Below are 18,487 nucleotides of genomic sequence, written 5' to 3'. Positions count from 1 at the left end.
CTTTGCTTGTGTATCGAAGTTAATTAATCACTCAAACAATCATTAAAAACAATTTTAAAAGTAGTACCAACTCCAACTTCACTTTCTACTGAAACAGTTCCTTTCATCGATTCTATTTGATTCTTTGTCAAGTGTAATCCTAATCCCCTGGCCTCTTCATGCTTGTGAAATGTTTTGTACATTCCAAAAAGAGAATCTCCATATTTTTTCAAATCGATTCCTAATCCATTATCTGAAATCGACAACATTTTTTTTCCATTTTCTAATGCGAAAGAATATTTTATTTCTATAGGTTTATCAGGATTCGAATATTTGATAGCATTCGTTGTAAAATTCAACAAAACACTTTCTAAGAATGCCGGATTAAAATCAACTGAAGCTCCTTCAGGAATCTTGTTTAAAATGATAACTTGATGCTGATTTTTTAAATTCTTAATTAAATCTAAAGTCTTATTTAGATAAGAATTCAAATCTAATGATTGAATCGGAATGTTCGAATTACTTTGTATAAGTACTAATTGGGTCAAATTAGCTATTGTTTCATTTAAGTCATTCGAAACAGTACGCAAATGAGACAACATTTCTTTATTACTCTCTAAATCGTCATCGGTATCTATAATGTCTAAAAGTGATTTAATATTACCCGCCTGTGTGTTTAGATTATGGGATACAATGTGTGAAAAATTCAATAGTCGGCTATTTTGCTGACTAAACAATTCCATTGTTTTTATTAACTCTAATTCTTTTTCTTTTTGCGAAGAGATATCCGTATGCGTTCCTATAACTCGCAAAGGTCTCCCTTCTTGATCACGCTCAATTACTTTTCCTCTATCTAAAATCCATTTGTATTTTCCGCTTGAAGTTAAAACACGGTGGTAATTTTCATAAAAAGGTGTTTTATTATCAAAATGATTATGAATCTCAATGTAATATTTTTCTAAATCATCAGGGTGCACAATTTCATCCCAACGTTCTGGATTATCAAAAATATCCAATGCCCCTTGCTCAAGAATTTTCATTGATTGCGAAGAGTAAAAGACTTTATTATTCGTTAAATCCCAATCCCAAACTCCTGCTGTGGAAGCTTCAAGAGCAAATTTAAAGCGTTCTTCAGAAATTTTAAGTTTGATTTCCTGTTCTTTTAAGTCTGTTACATCTGAAATTCTTCCATAAAAAGCAATATTCCCGTCAGGATATAATTCTGGTTTTGAGGCCACTTTTAGCCAACGCAATCCCTTTTCTGGTAATAAAACCCGAAACTCAAAATCCCATCTTGCAATATTTCTTTTAGCATAGACCAATGACTGAAAAAAGGGCAATCGATCAGCTTCAAATATTCTTTCATAGATAAGAAACTTGTCGCTATCTATAAAACGAGGTGAAGACAACTCAAAAAAATCGTTTACCGATTTACTCACTAATGGAAATAAATAGGTGTTGTCAGGAGCAATTACAAATTCAAAAATTAAATCTGGAATCTCATTAAATAATTTATTGTAAAAATTATTTACCTCATGGCAATTTTCGTTTTGGGAAAAATCAAAAACCATAGCGCTTTTTATATCAATTGAATAAACTACAATTTAGAGTTAATTTTTTATATCACAATAAAATTAACAATAAAATTGTAGCGCTTTAAGACGATATTAAGTTCTATCGTTTAAAATGGTATTCTAAGGCAAAACCTGCAGCTTTTTTCTTTCTTGAAAATAGTAAGATGTACGAAGGGCAAGATAAAAATTTATTTTCTGGGGTGAAATGAATGCAACACTTGCGTAAGAAACGTTCTGTCAAGATGCACATAAATTTCAGTTGTTGTTATCGATTCGTGTCCAAGCATCAATTGTATAGAACGTAAATCAGCTCCATTTTCTAAAAGATGAGTGGCAAAAGAATGTCGCAAAGTATGTGGGCTTATTGTTTTATTCAAATTTATCTTGACTGCTAAATCTTTGATAATTGTAAAAATCATGGCCCGAGTTAACTGTTTTCCCCTTCGGTTTAAAAAGAGTGTGTCTTCAAAACCTTTTTGAATAGTGAGATGATTTCTTACTGTTTCACGATAAATTTGAATGTATTTTTGGGTCAAATTGCTTATTGGGACAAAACGTTGCTTATTTCCTTTACCTGTTATTTTAATAAAACCTTCCTGGAAAAATAAATCCGAAATTTTCAAAGTAACTAATTCTGAAACCCGCAATCCACATCCATAAAGTGTTTCAAGAATAGCTTTATTACGCTCTCCTTCATTAGTAGTTAAATCAATAGCCGCAATGAGATTGTCTATTTCCTCAACAGATAATGTATCAGGCAGTTTTCTACCCGTTTTAGGGGCTTCAATCAATTCTAATGGGTTGTCCGTTCGATAATCTTCAAAAATTAAATAATTAAAAAAACTTTTAAGACCCGAAATAATTCTGGCTTGTGATCGTGGATTGACTTCCTTTGATACGCTATAAATAAATTGTTGCAGTGATTCTTCGGTAATTTTTATTGGCGAAACCAGCATATCATTTTGATCTAAAAAAACACACAAACGCTCAATATCAAAAGAATAGTTTACTATTGTATTCTTAGACAAACCGCGTTCTATTTTTAAATAGGATTGATAATTTTTTATGTAGCTTTCCCAGTTCATGAACACAAAGAAACACTTTTTTAGGCATAAAAAAACCTCCTAATTACTGGGAGGTTTAGAAAACTATATTTTTTTTAAAATATTAAAACTTATAACCTAATGAAATCGACAACACACTATTATTAATTTTTGAATCATCTCCAGATTCTGTTTTTGCGATATTAGACAAACCTAAATTGTATCTTAAGCCAGCTGAAATATTATTTGTAAAGTCGTATCCTGCTCCGAAATTAAGTCCAAAATCTACAGATTCAAAACTATCTTTAACATCTTCCTCTGCTTCATTGCCATTTACTTTTGCTACTGTTTTTGCAGCTACTAAAAATCCAACCTGTGGTCCAATTTCTAGATTAAATTTTTCAGCAGCGTAATATTTTAACATCAGAGGCACATTAATATAGGACAAATTAATATTTGCTTCAGCTAAATAAACAGCATTGTCAAATTCAAATTCAAATTCATCAATTTTAGTTCCTTGCATCGAATATAAAGCTTCTGGTTGAAATGTAAGTTTATCTGACAATTTAACAGCCACAAAAGCTCCCAAATTAAATCCAGGTTTTGATTTTAAATCTAAACCATCGGTATCACCAGTAAATGTAGAAAGATTCAATCCTCCTTTAAGTCCAAATTTTGCTTCTTGCGCATTTGCGAATCCAAATGCAAATACTGCTACTGCAGTTAAAATAATTTTTTTCATTTGTTTGTTTTTTTTTAAACAAACATAAGAAAAATCTCAATGTATTTTTTTATTCTTTAATAAAAAAATTAAAAAACATTACCTATTTTTTAATGTTTTAATCTAAATCGATTAAACATTTACATATCAACAACTTATACCCAACTCTTCTAACAGAATTTAGTGAGGCGTTTTTTATATCATATAAATATTTAACAAATATATTTTACAAAAAAAGGAATTTAAAAAAAAGATATAGATTCAATATATAAATTTAAACCTCCCGAATTGGGAGGTTTTGAAAATCATATGCTTTTAAAATATTAAAATTTATAACCTATAGAAATTTGAAAAACAGAATTTTTAGATTCATCTTCCCCAGGTAACAATTCGTCCTGCAAACGTGTAAGACCTAAATTATAACGTGCCCCAATCATAAAATTTTCTGTAATATCATAACCCAAACCAAAATTCAAACTTACATCTGTTGATTTAAGTTCGTCCTTAACATCCTCCGATTCTCCACCAGATTTTGCTTTGGCTGATACTAGAAAACCTATTTGAGGACCTAATTCTAGACTAAAAGAATCGGCCACATAATATTTAGCCATAACTGGAATAGCAATATAATCCAATTTCAAATCTCCTTTTATTCCTTCAAACTCAATTTTAGTTCCTTGTGTAGAGTACAAAACCTCTGGTTGTATAGAGAATTTATCACTTAGCACAAATTCTCCAAAAAAACCAACATGAAATCCTACCAAAGATTTAGAATTCACGCCATCTACATCAGCATTAGTAATTGTGGAGATATTCAAACCTCCTTTTATTCCAAATGCCATATCTTCTTTTCCTTGAGCATTCACAAAACCAACAGTGAATACCATAACTACCATTAAAATAATTTTTTTCATGATGTATCATTTTAAAATTAATACTACCAAAGTTAAAAAAATCAAATAGGAGTTGACTTATTTATCAAAAAAACTCGTTGACTATCAAATAAATCAGATTAAGAACAATAAAAAAACAAATTACAACTATTTGATTGTCATTGATTTACAATACTAATAAATTTAAAAAACTAAAAAAACATAAAAAGAAGTCGCTTGCTATTGCTTTTATAATTTATTGGACTAATTTTTGCATAAAGTGTTTTTAAGAAAATTAGACAATAATATTTTAACAAAATAGTTTTTAAGTAAAAGTCCCCAATTCAATTATTAATATAAAAAAAAAATTATGAAGAGAATAATTCTAGTAGCAGTAGTACTTCTAGCCGCATCTGTAGACGTGCAAGCACAATTAGTAAAATTTGGTATTAAAGGTGGTTTAAATTATGCCAATCAAACCGGTAGTAATATAACTATCACTAATGATAATTACGATACTGATGCCATTACAAGTTACCACGTAGGATTAATAGCCGAACTTAAGCTAACTGACGGTTTTTCTATTCAGCCTGAATTGCTGTATTCTACTCAGGGAGCAACCTATAAAAATGCTTTTGAAGAGTTCAAAAATGAATTAGGTTACCTGTCTATTCCCGTTTTAGCCAAAATACATTTGAATAAAACAGTCAGTTTAGATCTTGGACCACAAGCTTCCTTTTTGTTAAGCGAAAGAAATGATTTTGATGTAGAGAATGCTGAAACATTTGAATTTGGTGCTGCAGCAGGATTAGGAATTAATATCACTAAAAACTTTTTTCTGCAAGGTCGTTACGTGTTAGGATTAACTGAAGCTTCAAAAGAGGCTGAAGTTAAGAACTCAGTAGTTCAAGTATCAGCTGGATTTACGTTTTAATTCTTATAAAAAATTAAATTTATCAAAACCGTTCTTTAAATTAGAACGGTTTTTTTATTTTTACAAAAACTGGAATTATGAAAATTAGTATCATCAACGGACCAAATCTGAATCTTTTAGGAAAACGTGAACCAGAAGTATATGGTAGCTTAACCTTTGAAGAATATTTTACCGCTTTACAAATAAAATTTCCAACAATAGAATTTACCTATTTTCAAAGTAATATTGAAGGTGAATTAATTGATAAAATTCAGGAATTTGGTTTCACTTACGATGGTATTATTCTAAACGCTGGTGCTTACACCCACACTTCCATTGGCATTGGAGATGCTATTAAATCCATTACTACTCCAGTTGTTGAAGTCCATATTTCGAATACATTTTCACGTGAAAGTTTCAGACATCAATCCTATATATCTGGAAATGCTAAAGGTGTCATTTTAGGTTTTGGTTTAAAGAGTTATGAATTAGCAGTACAATCATTTTTATAAATCCCAAATAAAAATATTCATAGAAATGTTTAACAAATAATTAATAGCCTCTTTTTAAAGTTCTTATATTTTTGTGAAAGAAAAAACTTTCATGAGAAAATACTACCTACTTCTAATTTCTTTGGTTTCATATACCAACTATGCACAAATAAAAGGAACCGTTTCTGACGAAAAAGGAAATCCCTTGCCTTTTGTAACCATTTTTCAAGAAGACACCTATAATGGAACGACCTCAAATGAAGTAGGAAAATATGAACTCAACTTGAAGAAAGCCGAAAAGCAAACAGTTGTGTTTCAATTTTTAGGTTTTAAAACGCAAAAAATAACCATTCAGAAGGATAAGTTACTGTATTCATTTGATGTTAAAATGATTGAAGAAAGTTATTCTTTGAACGAAGTTGTAATCAACACTAAAATCAATCCTGCAATTGTTATCATAAAAAATGCGATTGCCAGTAAAAAAGAAAATACTGAAAAAACAGCTCGGTTCCATGCCGACTTTTATTCCAGAGGAATTTTCAAACTTAAAAATGCTCCTAAAAAAATATTAGGTCAAAAAATTGGCGACATGAATGGTTCTTTGGATTCTACAGGAACAGGTATTATTTCATTATCTGAAACTTTTTCTAAAATTACATTTGAAAAACCCAATAATTTAAAAGAAGTCGTAACTGCCTCTAAAGTAAGCGGAAGAGATAACGGCTACAGTTACAATACGGCCAGATCTTCTTTTTATGATTTCTATGATAATACGATTGACTTTGGGGTTAATATGATTTCTCCAATCTCAAATAATGCATTCAATTATTATAAATACAAACTAGAAAATACTTTTTATGATGCCAATAATCAAATGATTAATAAAATAAAAGTTACTGCAAAACGTGACAGTGAGCCTGTTTTTGAAGGTTATATCTATATTGTTGAAGATTCTTGGGCCATTTATGCTGTTGATTTAGACATCAAAGGCTACCGAATGAAAGAAGAATTTGTGGATGTAATGACCTTAAAACAGAACTTCAGTTACAATAAAAGCAACCAAATTTGGGCAAAAAACACTCAAAGTCTTGATATTACAGCTGGAGCCTTTGGAATAAAATTCAATGGAAGATATACATACGTCTACAGTAATTATGAATTTGTGAACGCCTTTGCAAAAAAAACGTTTACAAATGAAATTACAAGTATCGAAATAAATTCAAATAAAAAAGATTCAGTTTTCTGGAACAGTAACAGACCCATTCCTTTAACAATCGAAGAAACTAACGATTACATACGGAAAGATAGTATTTACAAGACTCGAAATTCTAAAAAATACTTGGATTCAATTGATTCAAAAGGAAATAAATTCAAACTAATGAAAATACTAACGGGCTATACTTATAGAAATAGTTCAGAGAAAAATTCCTTTAGTTATGAAGGATTACTCAATCTAGGTTCATTGAGTTTTAATACCGTGCAAGGATATAATTTTGATTCGGGATTTAGGTATACCAGCTGGAAAAACCAAGAAAACAAAGGAATTTACACTTCGATAAGTACAAAACTCAATTACGGTTTTGCTGAAGAACGTTTGCGTGTAACAGGACAATTCATACATAGGTTTAACAATCAGAATTATGCAACTCTGTATTTGACTGGAGGTAGTTCTGTCCAGCAATTCAACTCAACTGAACCCATCAGTAAAGTTATAAACACAATTAGTTCCTTGGCATTCAAAAACAATTTTATGAAGTTGTACAATTTAGAATCAGTAGCGATTGGCTATGGCCAAGATATTGCAAATGGCATAAACTTGAATGGAAAGATAGAATACCAACAACGCAAACCATTATTCAACAACACTGATTTTTCTTTGCTTAATAAGGACGATTTATACTCTTCGAATAATCCGCTGGCACCGGATGATTTCACAACTCCAGCTTTTGAAAAGCATAATTTGATGAAAGCGACTCTAAATGCAAGAATAAATTTTGGGAATAAATATTCTTCCCGTCCGGACGGAAAATACAACATTAGAAATGAAAAATATCCTACGCTACTTTTAGGATATGAAAAAGGATTTGCAGCGAATGATAAAAAATATGAATTTGATCACATAAATACTCGCTTAACGTATGATTTAAAATTAGAAAACAAAGGAATTATAGGAATGAATATAAAAGCCGGGAAATTTTTAAATGCAGCAAACATCTCTTTTATAGATTACAAACATTTCAATGGAAACCAAACTCACATAGGGCAAACGGAACGCTATTTGAATGTTTTTAATTTGCTTCCTTATTATTCTAACAGTACGAATAATAGCTATTTTGAAGCGCATGCAGAGTATAATGACGAAGGTTATATTATGAATAAAATTCCGCTATTGAATCAATTAAAATCAACTTTAATCTTGGGTGCACATACGCTTTCTACATCAAATAGTAAGCCCTATAGAGAATTTACGGTTGGTTTAGATAATTTAGGCTTTGGAAAATTTAAGATGCTACGTCTAGATTATATACGTTCTTATCAAAATGGATTTCAAGGCGACGGAGTAGTTTTTGGACTTAAATTTTTAAATATTTTAGAGTAAAACTTCAACAAGAAACAGTTTAACAACAAGAAAAAAGGCATAAGAAATAATCTTCTTGTGCCTTTTTTAGTTTTCATAAATTTCAAAATGATTTAAATTGTGAAATTAATTTGGTTCCACATGAATCAAGACGTGACCTAATTCCGGGATTTCCTCTCTCAAGGTATCTTTCAGTTTGTGTGCTAAGTCATGCCCATCTTTTACTGTAATATTCGAATCCACAATGGCATGTAAATCTACATGATATTGCATTCCTGCTTTTCGAATAAAACACTTTTCGGTATCTATGATTCCGTCTACTTGAAGAGAAACTATTCTAATTTGTTCTATCAAATCATCATATAAATGTTCATCCATTATTTCGCCCAAAGCAGGTCTAAAAATAAGATAACTGTTATAAAGTATAAATCCCGAAGCAAAGAGTGCTGCCCAATCATCAGCAGACTCATAACCATTTCCTAAAATTAAAGCAATTGAAATCCCAATAAATGCTGCTACAGAAGTTATGGCATCACTGCGATGGTGCCACGCATCTGCTCTTAGCGACGAACTATTAGTTTCAATACTTCTTTTCATCACTAATCGAAAGGAATATTCTTTCCAAATAATTATTGCCCCAAGAACGATTAATGTCCATGGTTTTGGCAGGTGATGTGGTGTTTGAATGTTGATGATACTTTCATAAGCAATAATAGTAGCAGAAGTAATTAAGAAACCTACAACCAAAAAGGTAATTAGAGGTTCTGCCCTTCCATGTCCATACGGATGATTTTTATCTGCCGGCTTATTAGAATATTTGATTCCAAATAACACTAAAAATGAAGCAAAAATATCAGTGGTAGATTCTATTGCATCAGCTATTAAAGCATATGAATTTCCAAAAAAACCTGCCAGCCCTTTAATAATGGCCAAAGATGAATTTCCGATAATACTAAAATAAGTGGCCTTTATCGCTGTTTGTTCCGTTGACATGATCTTTTTCTAAAAATGAATTAAAATTAAAAAACGTTTAAGTAAACCGTATTGAATGGTACATTCAAATCCTAATTGGTTTACTTAAACGATATTTTATGCTTATTTATTTGATTTATGCGCGTACAATATTGGCTCCAATAGCTCTCAATCGTTCGTCTATGCGCTCGTATCCTCTATCAATTTGTTCAATATTCTGAATAGTACTAGTCCCTTTTGCCGAAAGCGCAGCAATCAATAATGAGATTCCCGCACGAATATCTGGTGAAGACATTGTTGTTGCTTTCAATTGTGATTTAAAATCGTGCCCCATCACAACGGCACGGTGTGGATCACACAACATAATTTTTGCTCCCATGTCAATTAATTTATCCACAAAGAACAATCTGCTTTCAAACATTTTTTGATGAATCAATACATCGCCTCTTGCTTGAGTGGCAACTACAAGAACAATACTCAATAAATCCGGAGTAAATCCTGGCCAAGGAGCATCAGCAATTGTCAAAATAGAACCGTCAATATCCGTTTTTACTTCATATCCATCTACGTGAGCAGGAATGTAGATATCGTCACCTTTGCGTTCCAGTGTAATACCAAGTTTTCTGAATGTATTAGGTATAACGCCAAGGTTATCCCAACTTACATCCTTAATTGTAATTTCAGATTTTGTCATTGCAGCAAGACCAATCCAACTCCCAATTTCAATCATATCAGGAAGAATTCTATGCTCACAACCTCCAAGACTTTCAACACCTTCAATAGTCAATAAATTCGACCCAACACCTGTAATATTAGCCCCCATGGAGTTTAACATCTTACACAATTGTTGCAAGTAAGGTTCGCAAGCAGCATTATAAACTGTTGTTCTTCCTTTGGCCAAAACTGCGGCCATAACTATATTAGCAGTTCCAGTTACTGATGCTTCGTCAAGTAACATATCAGCTCCTTTCAATCCTTTTGGCGCTTCTACACCATAAAAATGATCTTCTCTATTGTAACGGAATTTTGCACCTAAATTAATGAAACCTTCAAAATGCGTATCCAATCTTCTACGTCCTATTTTATCACCACCTGGTTTTGGAATATATCCTTTTCCAAATCGTGCCAAAAGTGGTCCAACAATCATAATAGATCCACGAAGAGAACCACCTTCTTTCTTGAATGCTTCGGTTTCTAGATACTGAACATTTACTTCATCAGCTTGAAAAGTATACGATCCAGGTGCCGTTTTTTGGATTTTAACACCTAAGTTTCCTAAAAGCGTAATTAGTTTATTGATGTCAATAATATCAGGAATATTATTAATGATAACTTTTTCTGGAGTTAAAAGAACAGCACATAAAATCTGCAGTGCTTCATTTTTGGCCCCTTGTGGCGTGATTTCTCCTTTAAGACTGATGCCGCCTTCTATTTTAAAAATTCCCATTTTTTTATAGTTATGAGTTATAAATTATTGATTACGAGTTAAAAGCTACGAGTTAAAAGTTATATTCAAAAAGTCATAACTTAAAACTCCTAATTTATAACTAACCTAAAGTGGTTTTCTATTTTGATTTTTGTGAATCGGATTTGGTTTCCCAGTCTTTGTGTTCTTATTACTTTGAATTTTTGGTGAACCTGTAGGGGCAATTTTATTAGAAACACGTTTATTTGTTCGCAATAAATCTGTGGTATTAAGAAGTTCTTCGGTACTTTGAAGTAAATTCAATTTACCACCTGACAACTCATACAAATGTTCGAAAATAACATCATCTTTCACGGTGTCTTTGTTCCAACTCAAATAGGATTTCTTCATGTGATTAGCAATCACTTTCACTAAAGCACTTTTCATTTCACCCTCTTCCCATTTATTGGCTACATCAATCATGTATTTTATGTTGTTGCCATAATACCTGTATTTTGGAAAATTCTGAGGATAACTTAACACATCCGGTTTCAATTGTAATACCTCACGGGATGGAATTGGATAGGGAGAATCAGCTACTAATTTAAAATCAGACATGATAAAAATCTGATCCCACAACTTGTGCTGAAAATCAGGAACATCACGCAAATGTGGATTCAAACTTCCCATAACCTGAATAATATATTTTGCCGCTTTGTTGCGTTCTATATCATCTTCAATTTTAGTTGCTTGATCAATTAATTTTTGCAAATGACGTCCATATTCTGGAATAATCAAATGGGATCGCTCCGCATTATATTCCAAATGATGTACCACATCGTTTGAGTTTTCTTTAATATATTTTGAATTCATATTCGAATGTATATTTTTTGATCTTACTGTGCCTCTTTTTCGAAGATTTGTAATCATTCGATTGTGTATGCATCAAAAATTTAATATTTATAGCTATAGAGAAATAATTCCCTTAATTGTAGAAACTTCTAGGTATTTATCTACTATTTCTTGTGAATCTTTCATGGTCACATCAACAGATATACTGGTAAACTTACCCGTCTTAGATTTTGTTGTTTTTATAACCGCTCCCATACAATCAAAAGCCAATTGAACGCGTTCGATATTATCATCCTCTGTAGGCACAATAAATTTAAATAAGTATTCTGCTGGCCAAGAATTACTCAGGTCCAACTCTACTTTTAATCTATCATAAAATTCTTGAGTGTTCTTATCCATTTTTTATTTAAAAATAAAGGCAAATATACAGTTTCAAACGTAAATTATGAATTTTGAATTATGATTTTTTATCTAATCTTATTTTAACCGCAATGATTTTTTCAAATCCCAATAAGTTTAAGTAAATTTGCCCCTTATTTTTTAAAAGTGCAGAAAGAAATTATAGTTATCATTGGCGGTCCAGGAACAGGTAAAACAACTATCATTGATGGATTGATAGCCAAAGGACATTGTTGTTATCCCGAAATTTCACGGGAAGTAACTTTAGAAGCAAAAAAACAAGGAATCGAACAACTATTCCTAGAAAAACCATTGTTATTCAGTGAATTACTCCTTGAAGGAAGAAAAAAACAGTTTCATAATGCTTCCAATGAGCCACATGAAGTCGTTTTTATTGACCGCGGAATTCCAGATGTTTTGGCTTACATGCATTACATTGGCGATAGCTATCCAGCCTCTTTTGACCTTGCTTGTCGCGAACATACCTACTCAAAAATCTTCATTCTTCCGCCTTGGGAAGAAATTTATATTAGCGATCACGAACGTTATGAAAACTTTGAACAAGCCAAACTGATCTACAATCACCTTACAGAAACGTATCAAAGTTACGGTTATGAACTCATAGAAGTCCCTAAAGACACTCTTGATAACAGAATTCTTTTTATCTTAGAGGAAATTTCTAAATAATTTTCAAGTTTAGAAGTTTCAATTTGCGGTGTTTTCTATGAATTGAAATCTGAAATCTATGCCAGAAGCGTTAGCTATTCTTCAAAAATATTGGAAACACGACAAATTTAGGTCGCTACAAAAAGAAATTATCGATTCCGTTTTAAGCGGTCAAGATACTTTTGCTTTGATGCCTACTGGCGGAGGAAAATCAATATGTTTCCAAATTCCGGCCATGATGAACGAGGGAATTTGTCTGGTAATTTCGCCATTGGTAGCATTAATGAAAGATCAAGTGGCTAATTTGCAAAAGCGAAACATCAAAGCCATTGCATTAACTGGCGGTATCCGATCCGAGGAAATGATTGATTTGCTGGACAATTGCCAATTCGGTAATTATAAATTCCTCTATTTATCCCCGGAACGCTTACAATCTGATTGGATTTTGGACCGAATAAAAAGCCTTCCCATAAACTTAATTACCATTGATGAAGCGCATTGCGTATCACAATGGGGACACGATTTCCGACCTGCTTATTTGAAGATTTCGGCATTAAAAAAACATTTTCCAAAAATACCTTTCCTTGCATTAACGGCTACTGCAACTCCAAAAGTCAAAGAAGATATCATCACTGAACTGGGATTGCAAAATGTACACGTTTTTGAGAAATCATTTGCAAGAGAAAATATAGCCTACATGGTTTTTGAAGTAGAAGACAAACTTTTCAGAATAGAACAAATCCTGAAGAAAAATCCAGAATCATCTATCATTTATGTTCGCAACAGAAAATCCTGTCTGGACATTTCGGCACAACTGAATGCATTAGGATTTAAAGCAACCTACTATCATGGCGGACTTTCGTCCAAAGAAAAAGATAAAAACATGCAGTTGTGGATGACTGACGAGGCACAAGTTATTGTGGCCACCAACGCTTTCGGGATGGGTATTGACAAGGCGAATGTAAAAACTGTTATTCACATTCAACTACCAGAAAATTTAGAAAATTATTACCAAGAAGCAGGACGTGCCGGACGAAATGGTGAAAAAGCATTTGCTGTTTTATTATCAAGCCCTTCAGATAGTATCCAGGCTGAAAGTCAATTTATAAATATTCTTCCTGACAAAAAATTTCTGAATCTCATGTATGTTAAGCTCTGTAACTATTTCCAAATTGCTTACGGAGAGGGAATCAACGAGCAGTTTACCTTCAATTTGCATCATTTTTGTTTGAAATATGGCTTCCCAACATTAAAGACCTACAACGCCATGCAATTCCTGGATCGACAAGGCATTCTCAATTTGTCCCAAGAGTTTTCAGAAAAAATCTCGCTGCAATTTCTTATTTCGTCCAAAGAAGTGATTCGATACATGAGTTTGAATCCAAATGATGAGGAAATTATTTTAGCAATATTGCGCACGTATCCGGGAATTTATGAAATGCAAACTGCGTTCAATTTGCAATTAATTGCCAAAAAATCAAATCATAAGGAAACTGAAATTCAAGCAGTCTTGCACAAATTAAAAGAAAAAGAGATCATAGAATACCATTCGAAAAATAATGATTCTACGCTGATTTTCAATGAAGTTCGGGAAGATGAAAGAACCATCAGTCGCGTTTCAAAATACTTAGAAAATCAAAATCAATTAAAAAAAGAACAACTCCAGTCCGTTCTGAATTATATTGCCGAAAAAAAGGTTTGCAAGAACAAGCTAATCTTGAATTATTTTGGAGAAAAAACGGATGTTGATTGTGGAATTTGTTCCTTTTGCATTACCAAGAAAAACAAGAAAAAAGACAGTACGTCACTTTCTGAAGCAATCATTAGTTTATTACAATCCGAAGATTTAAATTCGAGAGACATACAAACCAAAACTAAAAAAAATCCAGACGAAGTCATCTTCGCACTTCAGAATTTATTAGAAAATAACACAATTTTGGTTAAACCAAATAATAAATATACTTTAAAATCATAATGGAAAAATTACGAATAGTTTTTATGGGAACGCCCGAATTTGCAGTGGGAATATTAGATACCATACTCAAAAATAACTACAAAGTTGTGGGTGTCATTACTGCCGCAGACAAACCTGCCGGTCGTGGACAAAAATTAAAATATTCAGCAGTAAAAGAATATGCGCTGGCTAATAATCTTACTTTATTACAGCCAGTAAATCTTAAAGATGAAACTTTTTTATCGGAATTGAAATCGTTGAATGCTAATTTACAAATCGTAGTTGCCTTTAGAATGTTACCAAAAGTAGTTTGGGAAATGCCTGCGTTAGGCACATTCAATCTTCACGCCTCTCTCCTGCCGAATTATCGCGGAGCAGCGCCTATCAATTGGGCAATCATAAATGGAGAGACAAAAACGGGTGTGACTACTTTTTTTATTGATGACAAAATTGATACTGGTGCAATGATTTTAAGTGCTGAAACACCTATCGATGAAACTGAAAATGCAGGTCAACTTCATGATCGATTGATGGATCTGGGAAGCAAGACCGTTGTTGATACTTTACAAATAATTGAAAAAGGGAATCTATCCACAATTATTCAAAAAGACACTGCCGATATTAAAACAGCATACAAACTTAATAAAGAGAATTGTAAAATAGATTGGACAAAATCAGCTTTAGAAATCAACAATCTAATTCGAGGTTTGAGTCCATATCCAGCAGCTTGGTGCTTCATTCAAGACAAAAATGAAGAATGGAATGTAAAAATATACGAAGCTAAAATTGTTTTAGAAGCGCATGATTATAGCATTGGAAGTCTAATTTGTACCAAAAAAGAAATAAAGATTGCAGTAGAAAATGGATTTATTCAAATACTAAGTTTGCAGTTTCCAGGCAAAAAGAAGATGAATACACACGAATTACTTAATGGAATTACATTTTCGGCTGAAGCGAAAGCTCACTAACATCAATAAAAACGGGGATTTTATCTTATTTAACAAGAAATAACCTTACTATTATTAACAAAAAAAATAAGTTATTAACAAAACAAACTAAAATCAAGCAAAACACTTGCAAGGAACGTATTTCCTACTAAATTTGTGTATTAACAATTTTTTTAACCAACAATTAATAACTAATTATTATGAACAAATCAGAATTAATCGATGCTATCGCTGCTGATGCAGGAATTACTAAAGCTGCTGCAAAATTGGCTTTAGAGTCGTTTTTAGGTAATGTAGGCGGAACTTTGAAAAAAGGTGGAAGAGTATCTTTAGTAGGTTTCGGATCATGGTCAGTTTCTGCTAGAGCTGCTAGAGACGGTAGAAATCCTCAAACAGGAAAAACCATTCAAATCGCTGCTAAAAATGTAGTAAAATTTAAAGCAGGTGCAGAATTAGAAGGTGCGGTAAACTAATTTTAGTTCCCCCTATATAATCAAAACCTTCCATCTGGAAGGTTTTTTTATGCGTTTCAACGATTTTATTTTGTACTATTATAATAAAAAACTTAAATTTAATAAAAAATATATTCCGATGATTACAGATAAACTAAAGAAAGGATATTTGCTTATAGCAGAGCCTACGATAATTGGGGATCTATCATTCAACAGATCGGTAATTTTATTAGCTGATTACAATGCCGAAGGATCAGTTGGTTTTATCATTAACAAACCCTTGAAGTACACTATTCATGACCTAATCCCGGATATAGATGCGCGATTTAAGATTTACAATGGCGGTCCGGTAGAGCAAGACAACCTCTATTTTATTCATAACATTCCAGAATTGATTCCCAATAGTATCGAAATTTCCAATGGAATCTACTGGGGAGGTGATTTTGAGTCGACAAAAGAACTCATCAACAAAGGAGCAATCAATAACGACAACATCCGATTCTTTCTAGGCTATACCGGTTGGGATGAAAACCAATTAGAAAATGAAATGGAAAGCCACTCTTGGATAATTACCGCTAATAGCTACGAAAATAAAATAATCGGAAAATCAGCAACTCACTTCTGGAAAGAACAAATTATGGAATTAGGTGGAGAATATATGATTTGGTCCAACGCCCCAGAAAACCCATATTTAAATTAAGTAATACTGATCATATCATTTAGCTTTGCTAACAGATCAACAGATAAATTCGTGCTGAATGCTTTTTTTCGGTATTGTGTTATGGGTTGAATTCCTTTTATGACATTTGTAATAAATAATTCATCTGCTTTTTGAAGATCAAATGGCGAAATTACTTCTTCTATAACTTCCAAATTTTCTATTTTTTTTGCCAAACTTAAAATTTGTTTTCGCATTACACCATTCAAACATCCTTCAGAAACAGGCGGTGTAATTAATTTATTTCCTGACAGCATGAAGATATTCCCTTGCAATGCTTCAACAACATTTTTACTATCATTCAACAACAAACAATTGTCCAAACCATTTTCATGGGCAAAAATACTTCCTGTAATGTTTATGATTTTATTAGTTGTTTTAATAGACGAAAGGAGTTGTTTAGTAATATAAAAGTCTTTGTACAAATCAACTTCATAATGCTTTTTTTCTATTGAGTACAGCGCATTCTCAAGCGCAACAGCATGAATTAGAAAAGACACAGTATTGGTTTGTGGCAAATAATAGCCTCCATCATTTCTATAAACAGTAATTCGGGCACGGGAAGAAGTAGCCATTTGATTTTTAGCTACTAATAAAAGTATTTGTTCTTCTAAATATTCCATGGTAAAATTCATAGGAATTTCCATTCGCACCACTCGCATTGAAGACATTAATCTAAAATAATGATCCTCAAGAAAAAGGATTTTATTGTTTATTATTTTAACCGTTTCAAAAACAGCATCACCATATAGAAAAGCTCGGTTTTGCGTCAAAATGTTAGCATCCTCAGATACAATAGTCCCATTAAAATTAATCATAAAAAAAGCCCTAAATTTTATTCAGGGCAAATATAAGTTATAAAATATGATTTTACTATACAGAACCAATTAGATGTTTAAGGTCTGAGATTTGATTTTCCCACAATAATGTAGCCTCATCAACTTCGTCTTTCTCAGCAAAATCAACTACCATTAAAGATACATCCTTAGTAAGCTCATCTACTAAAATGTGTAATTCAAAAAAGTACTCTGTGTCTTTACTATTCTCATCGACCCATTTAAATTTTACTTTCTCTCCAGTTTTTTTTGAAGCAAGTCTAGCTTTTTCTTGTGAATCATTCCAAATGAAAGTAAAAAACTCACCACGAGAATTTACATTATCCGCAAACCATTCAGACAAACCTGAAGGAGTCGATATGTATTGATACAATAATTGAGGCGAAGAATTTATAGGAAACTCGATTTCGTAACGTACTTTTTGATTCATGAGCTACATTTAATTTTTTCGAAATATATAGAATATAACTCCGAAAAAAAAGCGTTTTCAAAAATATTTTTTTTTATTAAAAATATGCTTGCAGACATTAATTTTATTTTTATATTTGCACCCGCATTCAGGGCTTGTTAATCACCCGAAATTGGCGAGATAGCTCAGTTGGTTAGAGCGCAGGATTCATAACCCTGAGGTCCCGAGTTCAAATCTCGGTCTCGCTACCAAAGCAAAAACCCTAACATCAACATGTTAGGGTTTTTTTTATGCTTAACATCTAACCAATTCGGCATAGCTCAACTTTAGGAGTGAGGAAAAGGAGTGAGGAATTTTATAAATTGAGATTCAAACGTTAATAAGTAGTAAACAAAAAAAGCATAAATGAAAAACTACATTTCATTTATACCTTTTCTGTTTACATCATTTTTTTTAATTTCCAAAGCCCCTTTTTCAATAGCCTTAGACTGTCGGATCTAAATAATATTCTGTTAGAACGCCATATATTGAATAAGACGATAGGATTTTTGTATCCTTATACTTAACTAGACTTACCAACGCTGGATAAGCCTTTCTCAGATTCTTCAAACTAATCTCTTTCTTGATCCCTGATCTTTTACGATAATGCGTAAATGCTTTTAAAAGTTAATCCATTATTGTAATCGATTTCACAACACTAAAATCA

Annotated in this window: 18 protein-coding genes and 1 tRNA gene; 9 read left to right on the top strand and 10 right to left on the bottom strand. The window is 32.2% G+C overall.

Annotation, left to right across the window (positions count from 1 at the left end):
* Positions 1-23: 23 nt before the first annotated feature.
* The 4 genes from V5J73_RS03995 to V5J73_RS03980 all read right to left on the bottom strand — a co-directional run bounded on the left by V5J73_RS03995 (position 24) and on the right by V5J73_RS03980 (position 4,231).
* Complete coding sequence (locus V5J73_RS03995) at positions 24-1,550, bottom strand: sensor histidine kinase (protein WP_338647787.1); 1,527 nt, start codon at positions 1,548-1,550, stop codon at positions 24-26.
* Between the two features lie 191 nt (positions 1,551-1,741).
* Positions 1,742-2,638: a site-specific tyrosine recombinase XerD gene (gene xerD, locus V5J73_RS03990; protein ID WP_338648655.1), complete on the bottom strand. Its 897-nt coding sequence runs from the start codon at positions 2,636-2,638 to the stop codon at positions 1,742-1,744.
* Positions 2,639-2,720: 82 nt separating this feature from the next.
* Positions 2,721-3,338: a porin family protein gene (locus V5J73_RS03985; protein ID WP_338647785.1), complete on the bottom strand. Its 618-nt coding sequence runs from the start codon at positions 3,336-3,338 to the stop codon at positions 2,721-2,723.
* A gap of 302 nt (positions 3,339-3,640) precedes the next feature.
* Positions 3,641-4,231 carry a porin family protein gene (locus V5J73_RS03980; RefSeq protein WP_338647784.1) on the bottom strand — a complete coding sequence of 197 codons (591 nt, stop codon included), beginning with the start codon at positions 4,229-4,231 and terminating at the stop codon, positions 3,641-3,643.
* A gap of 328 nt (positions 4,232-4,559) precedes the next feature.
* Here V5J73_RS03980 and V5J73_RS03975 point away from each other — a divergent pair, with 328 nt between their 5' ends.
* The 3 genes from V5J73_RS03975 to V5J73_RS03965 all read left to right on the top strand — a co-directional run bounded on the left by V5J73_RS03975 (position 4,560) and on the right by V5J73_RS03965 (position 8,192).
* Positions 4,560-5,123, top strand: a complete 564-nt coding sequence (locus V5J73_RS03975; protein ID WP_338647783.1) for a porin family protein — start codon at positions 4,560-4,562, stop codon at positions 5,121-5,123.
* A gap of 77 nt (positions 5,124-5,200) precedes the next feature.
* Positions 5,201-5,614: a type II 3-dehydroquinate dehydratase gene (gene aroQ, locus V5J73_RS03970; protein ID WP_338647782.1), complete on the top strand. Its 414-nt coding sequence runs from the start codon at positions 5,201-5,203 to the stop codon at positions 5,612-5,614.
* A 91-nt stretch (positions 5,615-5,705) separates the two neighbouring features.
* Positions 5,706-8,192, top strand: coding sequence for a DUF5686 and carboxypeptidase regulatory-like domain-containing protein (locus V5J73_RS03965; protein WP_338647781.1), 2,487 nt, complete (start codon positions 5,706-5,708; stop codon positions 8,190-8,192).
* 105 nt (positions 8,193-8,297) lie between these two features.
* On the opposite strand, the gene V5J73_RS03960 is transcribed toward V5J73_RS03965, so the two are convergent.
* The 4 genes from V5J73_RS03960 to V5J73_RS03945 all read right to left on the bottom strand — a co-directional run bounded on the left by V5J73_RS03960 (position 8,298) and on the right by V5J73_RS03945 (position 11,799).
* On the bottom strand, positions 8,298-9,164 hold the full coding sequence (locus V5J73_RS03960; RefSeq protein WP_338647780.1) for a cation diffusion facilitator family transporter: 867 nt from the start codon (positions 9,162-9,164) through the stop codon (positions 8,298-8,300).
* 115 nt (positions 9,165-9,279) lie between these two features.
* Positions 9,280-10,590, bottom strand: coding sequence for a UDP-N-acetylglucosamine 1-carboxyvinyltransferase (gene murA, locus V5J73_RS03955; protein ID WP_338647779.1), 1,311 nt, complete (start codon positions 10,588-10,590; stop codon positions 9,280-9,282).
* A 105-nt stretch (positions 10,591-10,695) separates the two neighbouring features.
* Complete coding sequence (locus tag V5J73_RS03950; RefSeq protein ID WP_338647778.1) at positions 10,696-11,421, bottom strand: DUF4290 domain-containing protein; 726 nt, start codon at positions 11,419-11,421, stop codon at positions 10,696-10,698.
* A 93-nt stretch (positions 11,422-11,514) separates the two neighbouring features.
* A complete protein-coding gene (locus V5J73_RS03945) occupies positions 11,515-11,799 on the bottom strand; it encodes a DUF493 family protein (RefSeq protein ID WP_338647776.1) in 285 nt (94 codons plus the stop codon).
* Positions 11,800-11,946: 147 nt separating this feature from the next.
* Here V5J73_RS03945 and V5J73_RS03940 point away from each other — a divergent pair, with 147 nt between their 5' ends.
* The 5 genes from V5J73_RS03940 (at position 11,947) to V5J73_RS03920 (ending at position 16,518) form a co-directional block, all read left to right on the top strand.
* Entirely contained in the window at positions 11,947-12,486 is a 540-nt protein-coding gene (locus V5J73_RS03940) for an ATP-binding protein (protein WP_338647775.1), read from the top strand.
* Between the two features lie 58 nt (positions 12,487-12,544).
* Positions 12,545-14,440, top strand: a complete 1,896-nt coding sequence (locus V5J73_RS03935; protein ID WP_338647774.1) for a RecQ family ATP-dependent DNA helicase — start codon at positions 12,545-12,547, stop codon at positions 14,438-14,440.
* The gene (fmt, locus tag V5J73_RS03930; protein WP_338647773.1) at positions 14,440-15,387 is read left to right on the top strand and encodes a methionyl-tRNA formyltransferase; all 948 of its coding nucleotides are present in this window, start codon (positions 14,440-14,442) and stop codon (positions 15,385-15,387) included. The genes V5J73_RS03935 and fmt overlap by 1 nt, the downstream gene beginning before the upstream one ends.
* 179 nt (positions 15,388-15,566) lie before the next feature.
* Entirely contained in the window at positions 15,567-15,839 is a 273-nt protein-coding gene (locus tag V5J73_RS03925) for an HU family DNA-binding protein (protein ID WP_073017033.1), read from the top strand.
* Positions 15,840-15,957: 118 nt separating this feature from the next.
* Entirely contained in the window at positions 15,958-16,518 is a 561-nt protein-coding gene (locus V5J73_RS03920) for a YqgE/AlgH family protein (protein WP_338647772.1), read from the top strand.
* On the opposite strand, the gene V5J73_RS03915 is transcribed toward V5J73_RS03920, so the two are convergent.
* On the bottom strand, positions 16,515-17,354 hold the full coding sequence (locus V5J73_RS03915; protein ID WP_338647771.1) for an aminotransferase class IV: 840 nt from the start codon (positions 17,352-17,354) through the stop codon (positions 16,515-16,517). The genes V5J73_RS03920 and V5J73_RS03915 overlap by 4 nt on opposite strands.
* 55 nt (positions 17,355-17,409) lie before the next feature.
* On the bottom strand, positions 17,410-17,802 hold the full coding sequence (locus tag V5J73_RS03910) for an START-like domain-containing protein (RefSeq protein WP_338647770.1): 393 nt from the start codon (positions 17,800-17,802) through the stop codon (positions 17,410-17,412).
* 153 nt (positions 17,803-17,955) lie between these two features.
* Between V5J73_RS03910 and V5J73_RS03905 the strand changes: the two genes are divergently transcribed.
* Positions 17,956-18,032, top strand: a tRNA-Met gene (locus tag V5J73_RS03905).
* Positions 18,033-18,487 lie beyond the last annotated feature (455 nt).

Source organism: Flavobacterium sp. KS-LB2, from assembly GCF_036895565.1.
In the GTDB taxonomy this organism is placed as follows: domain Bacteria; phylum Bacteroidota; class Bacteroidia; order Flavobacteriales; family Flavobacteriaceae; genus Flavobacterium.
This window is presented reverse-complemented; position numbering and strand designations above follow the sequence as displayed.

Excerpts from the sequence above, each read along its gene's own strand:
- V5J73_RS03995 (WP_338647787.1), bottom strand. The coding sequence starts at position 1,550 with ATGGTTTTTGATTTTTCCCAAAACGAAAATTGCCATGAGGTAAATAAT.
- xerD (WP_338648655.1), bottom strand. The coding sequence starts at position 2,638 with ATGAACTGGGAAAGCTACATAAAAAATTATCAATCCTATTTAAAAATA.
- V5J73_RS03985 (WP_338647785.1), bottom strand. The coding sequence starts at position 3,338 with ATGAAAAAAATTATTTTAACTGCAGTAGCAGTATTTGCATTTGGATTC.
- V5J73_RS03980 (WP_338647784.1), bottom strand. The coding sequence starts at position 4,231 with ATGAAAAAAATTATTTTAATGGTAGTTATGGTATTCACTGTTGGTTTT.
- V5J73_RS03975 (WP_338647783.1), top strand. The coding sequence starts at position 4,560 with ATGAAGAGAATAATTCTAGTAGCAGTAGTACTTCTAGCCGCATCTGTA.
- aroQ (WP_338647782.1), top strand. The coding sequence starts at position 5,201 with ATGAAAATTAGTATCATCAACGGACCAAATCTGAATCTTTTAGGAAAA.
- V5J73_RS03965 (WP_338647781.1), top strand. The coding sequence starts at position 5,706 with ATGAGAAAATACTACCTACTTCTAATTTCTTTGGTTTCATATACCAAC.
- V5J73_RS03960 (WP_338647780.1), bottom strand. The coding sequence starts at position 9,164 with ATGTCAACGGAACAAACAGCGATAAAGGCCACTTATTTTAGTATTATC.
- murA (WP_338647779.1), bottom strand. The coding sequence starts at position 10,590 with ATGGGAATTTTTAAAATAGAAGGCGGCATCAGTCTTAAAGGAGAAATC.
- V5J73_RS03950 (WP_338647778.1), bottom strand. The coding sequence starts at position 11,421 with ATGAATTCAAAATATATTAAAGAAAACTCAAACGATGTGGTACATCAT.
- V5J73_RS03945 (WP_338647776.1), bottom strand. The coding sequence starts at position 11,799 with ATGGATAAGAACACTCAAGAATTTTATGATAGATTAAAAGTAGAGTTG.
- V5J73_RS03935 (WP_338647774.1), top strand. The coding sequence starts at position 12,545 with ATGCCAGAAGCGTTAGCTATTCTTCAAAAATATTGGAAACACGACAAA.
- fmt (WP_338647773.1), top strand. The coding sequence starts at position 14,440 with ATGGAAAAATTACGAATAGTTTTTATGGGAACGCCCGAATTTGCAGTG.
- V5J73_RS03925 (WP_073017033.1), top strand. The coding sequence starts at position 15,567 with ATGAACAAATCAGAATTAATCGATGCTATCGCTGCTGATGCAGGAATT.
- V5J73_RS03920 (WP_338647772.1), top strand. The coding sequence starts at position 15,958 with ATGATTACAGATAAACTAAAGAAAGGATATTTGCTTATAGCAGAGCCT.
- V5J73_RS03915 (WP_338647771.1), bottom strand. The coding sequence starts at position 17,354 with ATGATTAATTTTAATGGGACTATTGTATCTGAGGATGCTAACATTTTG.
- V5J73_RS03910 (WP_338647770.1), bottom strand. The coding sequence starts at position 17,802 with ATGAATCAAAAAGTACGTTACGAAATCGAGTTTCCTATAAATTCTTCG.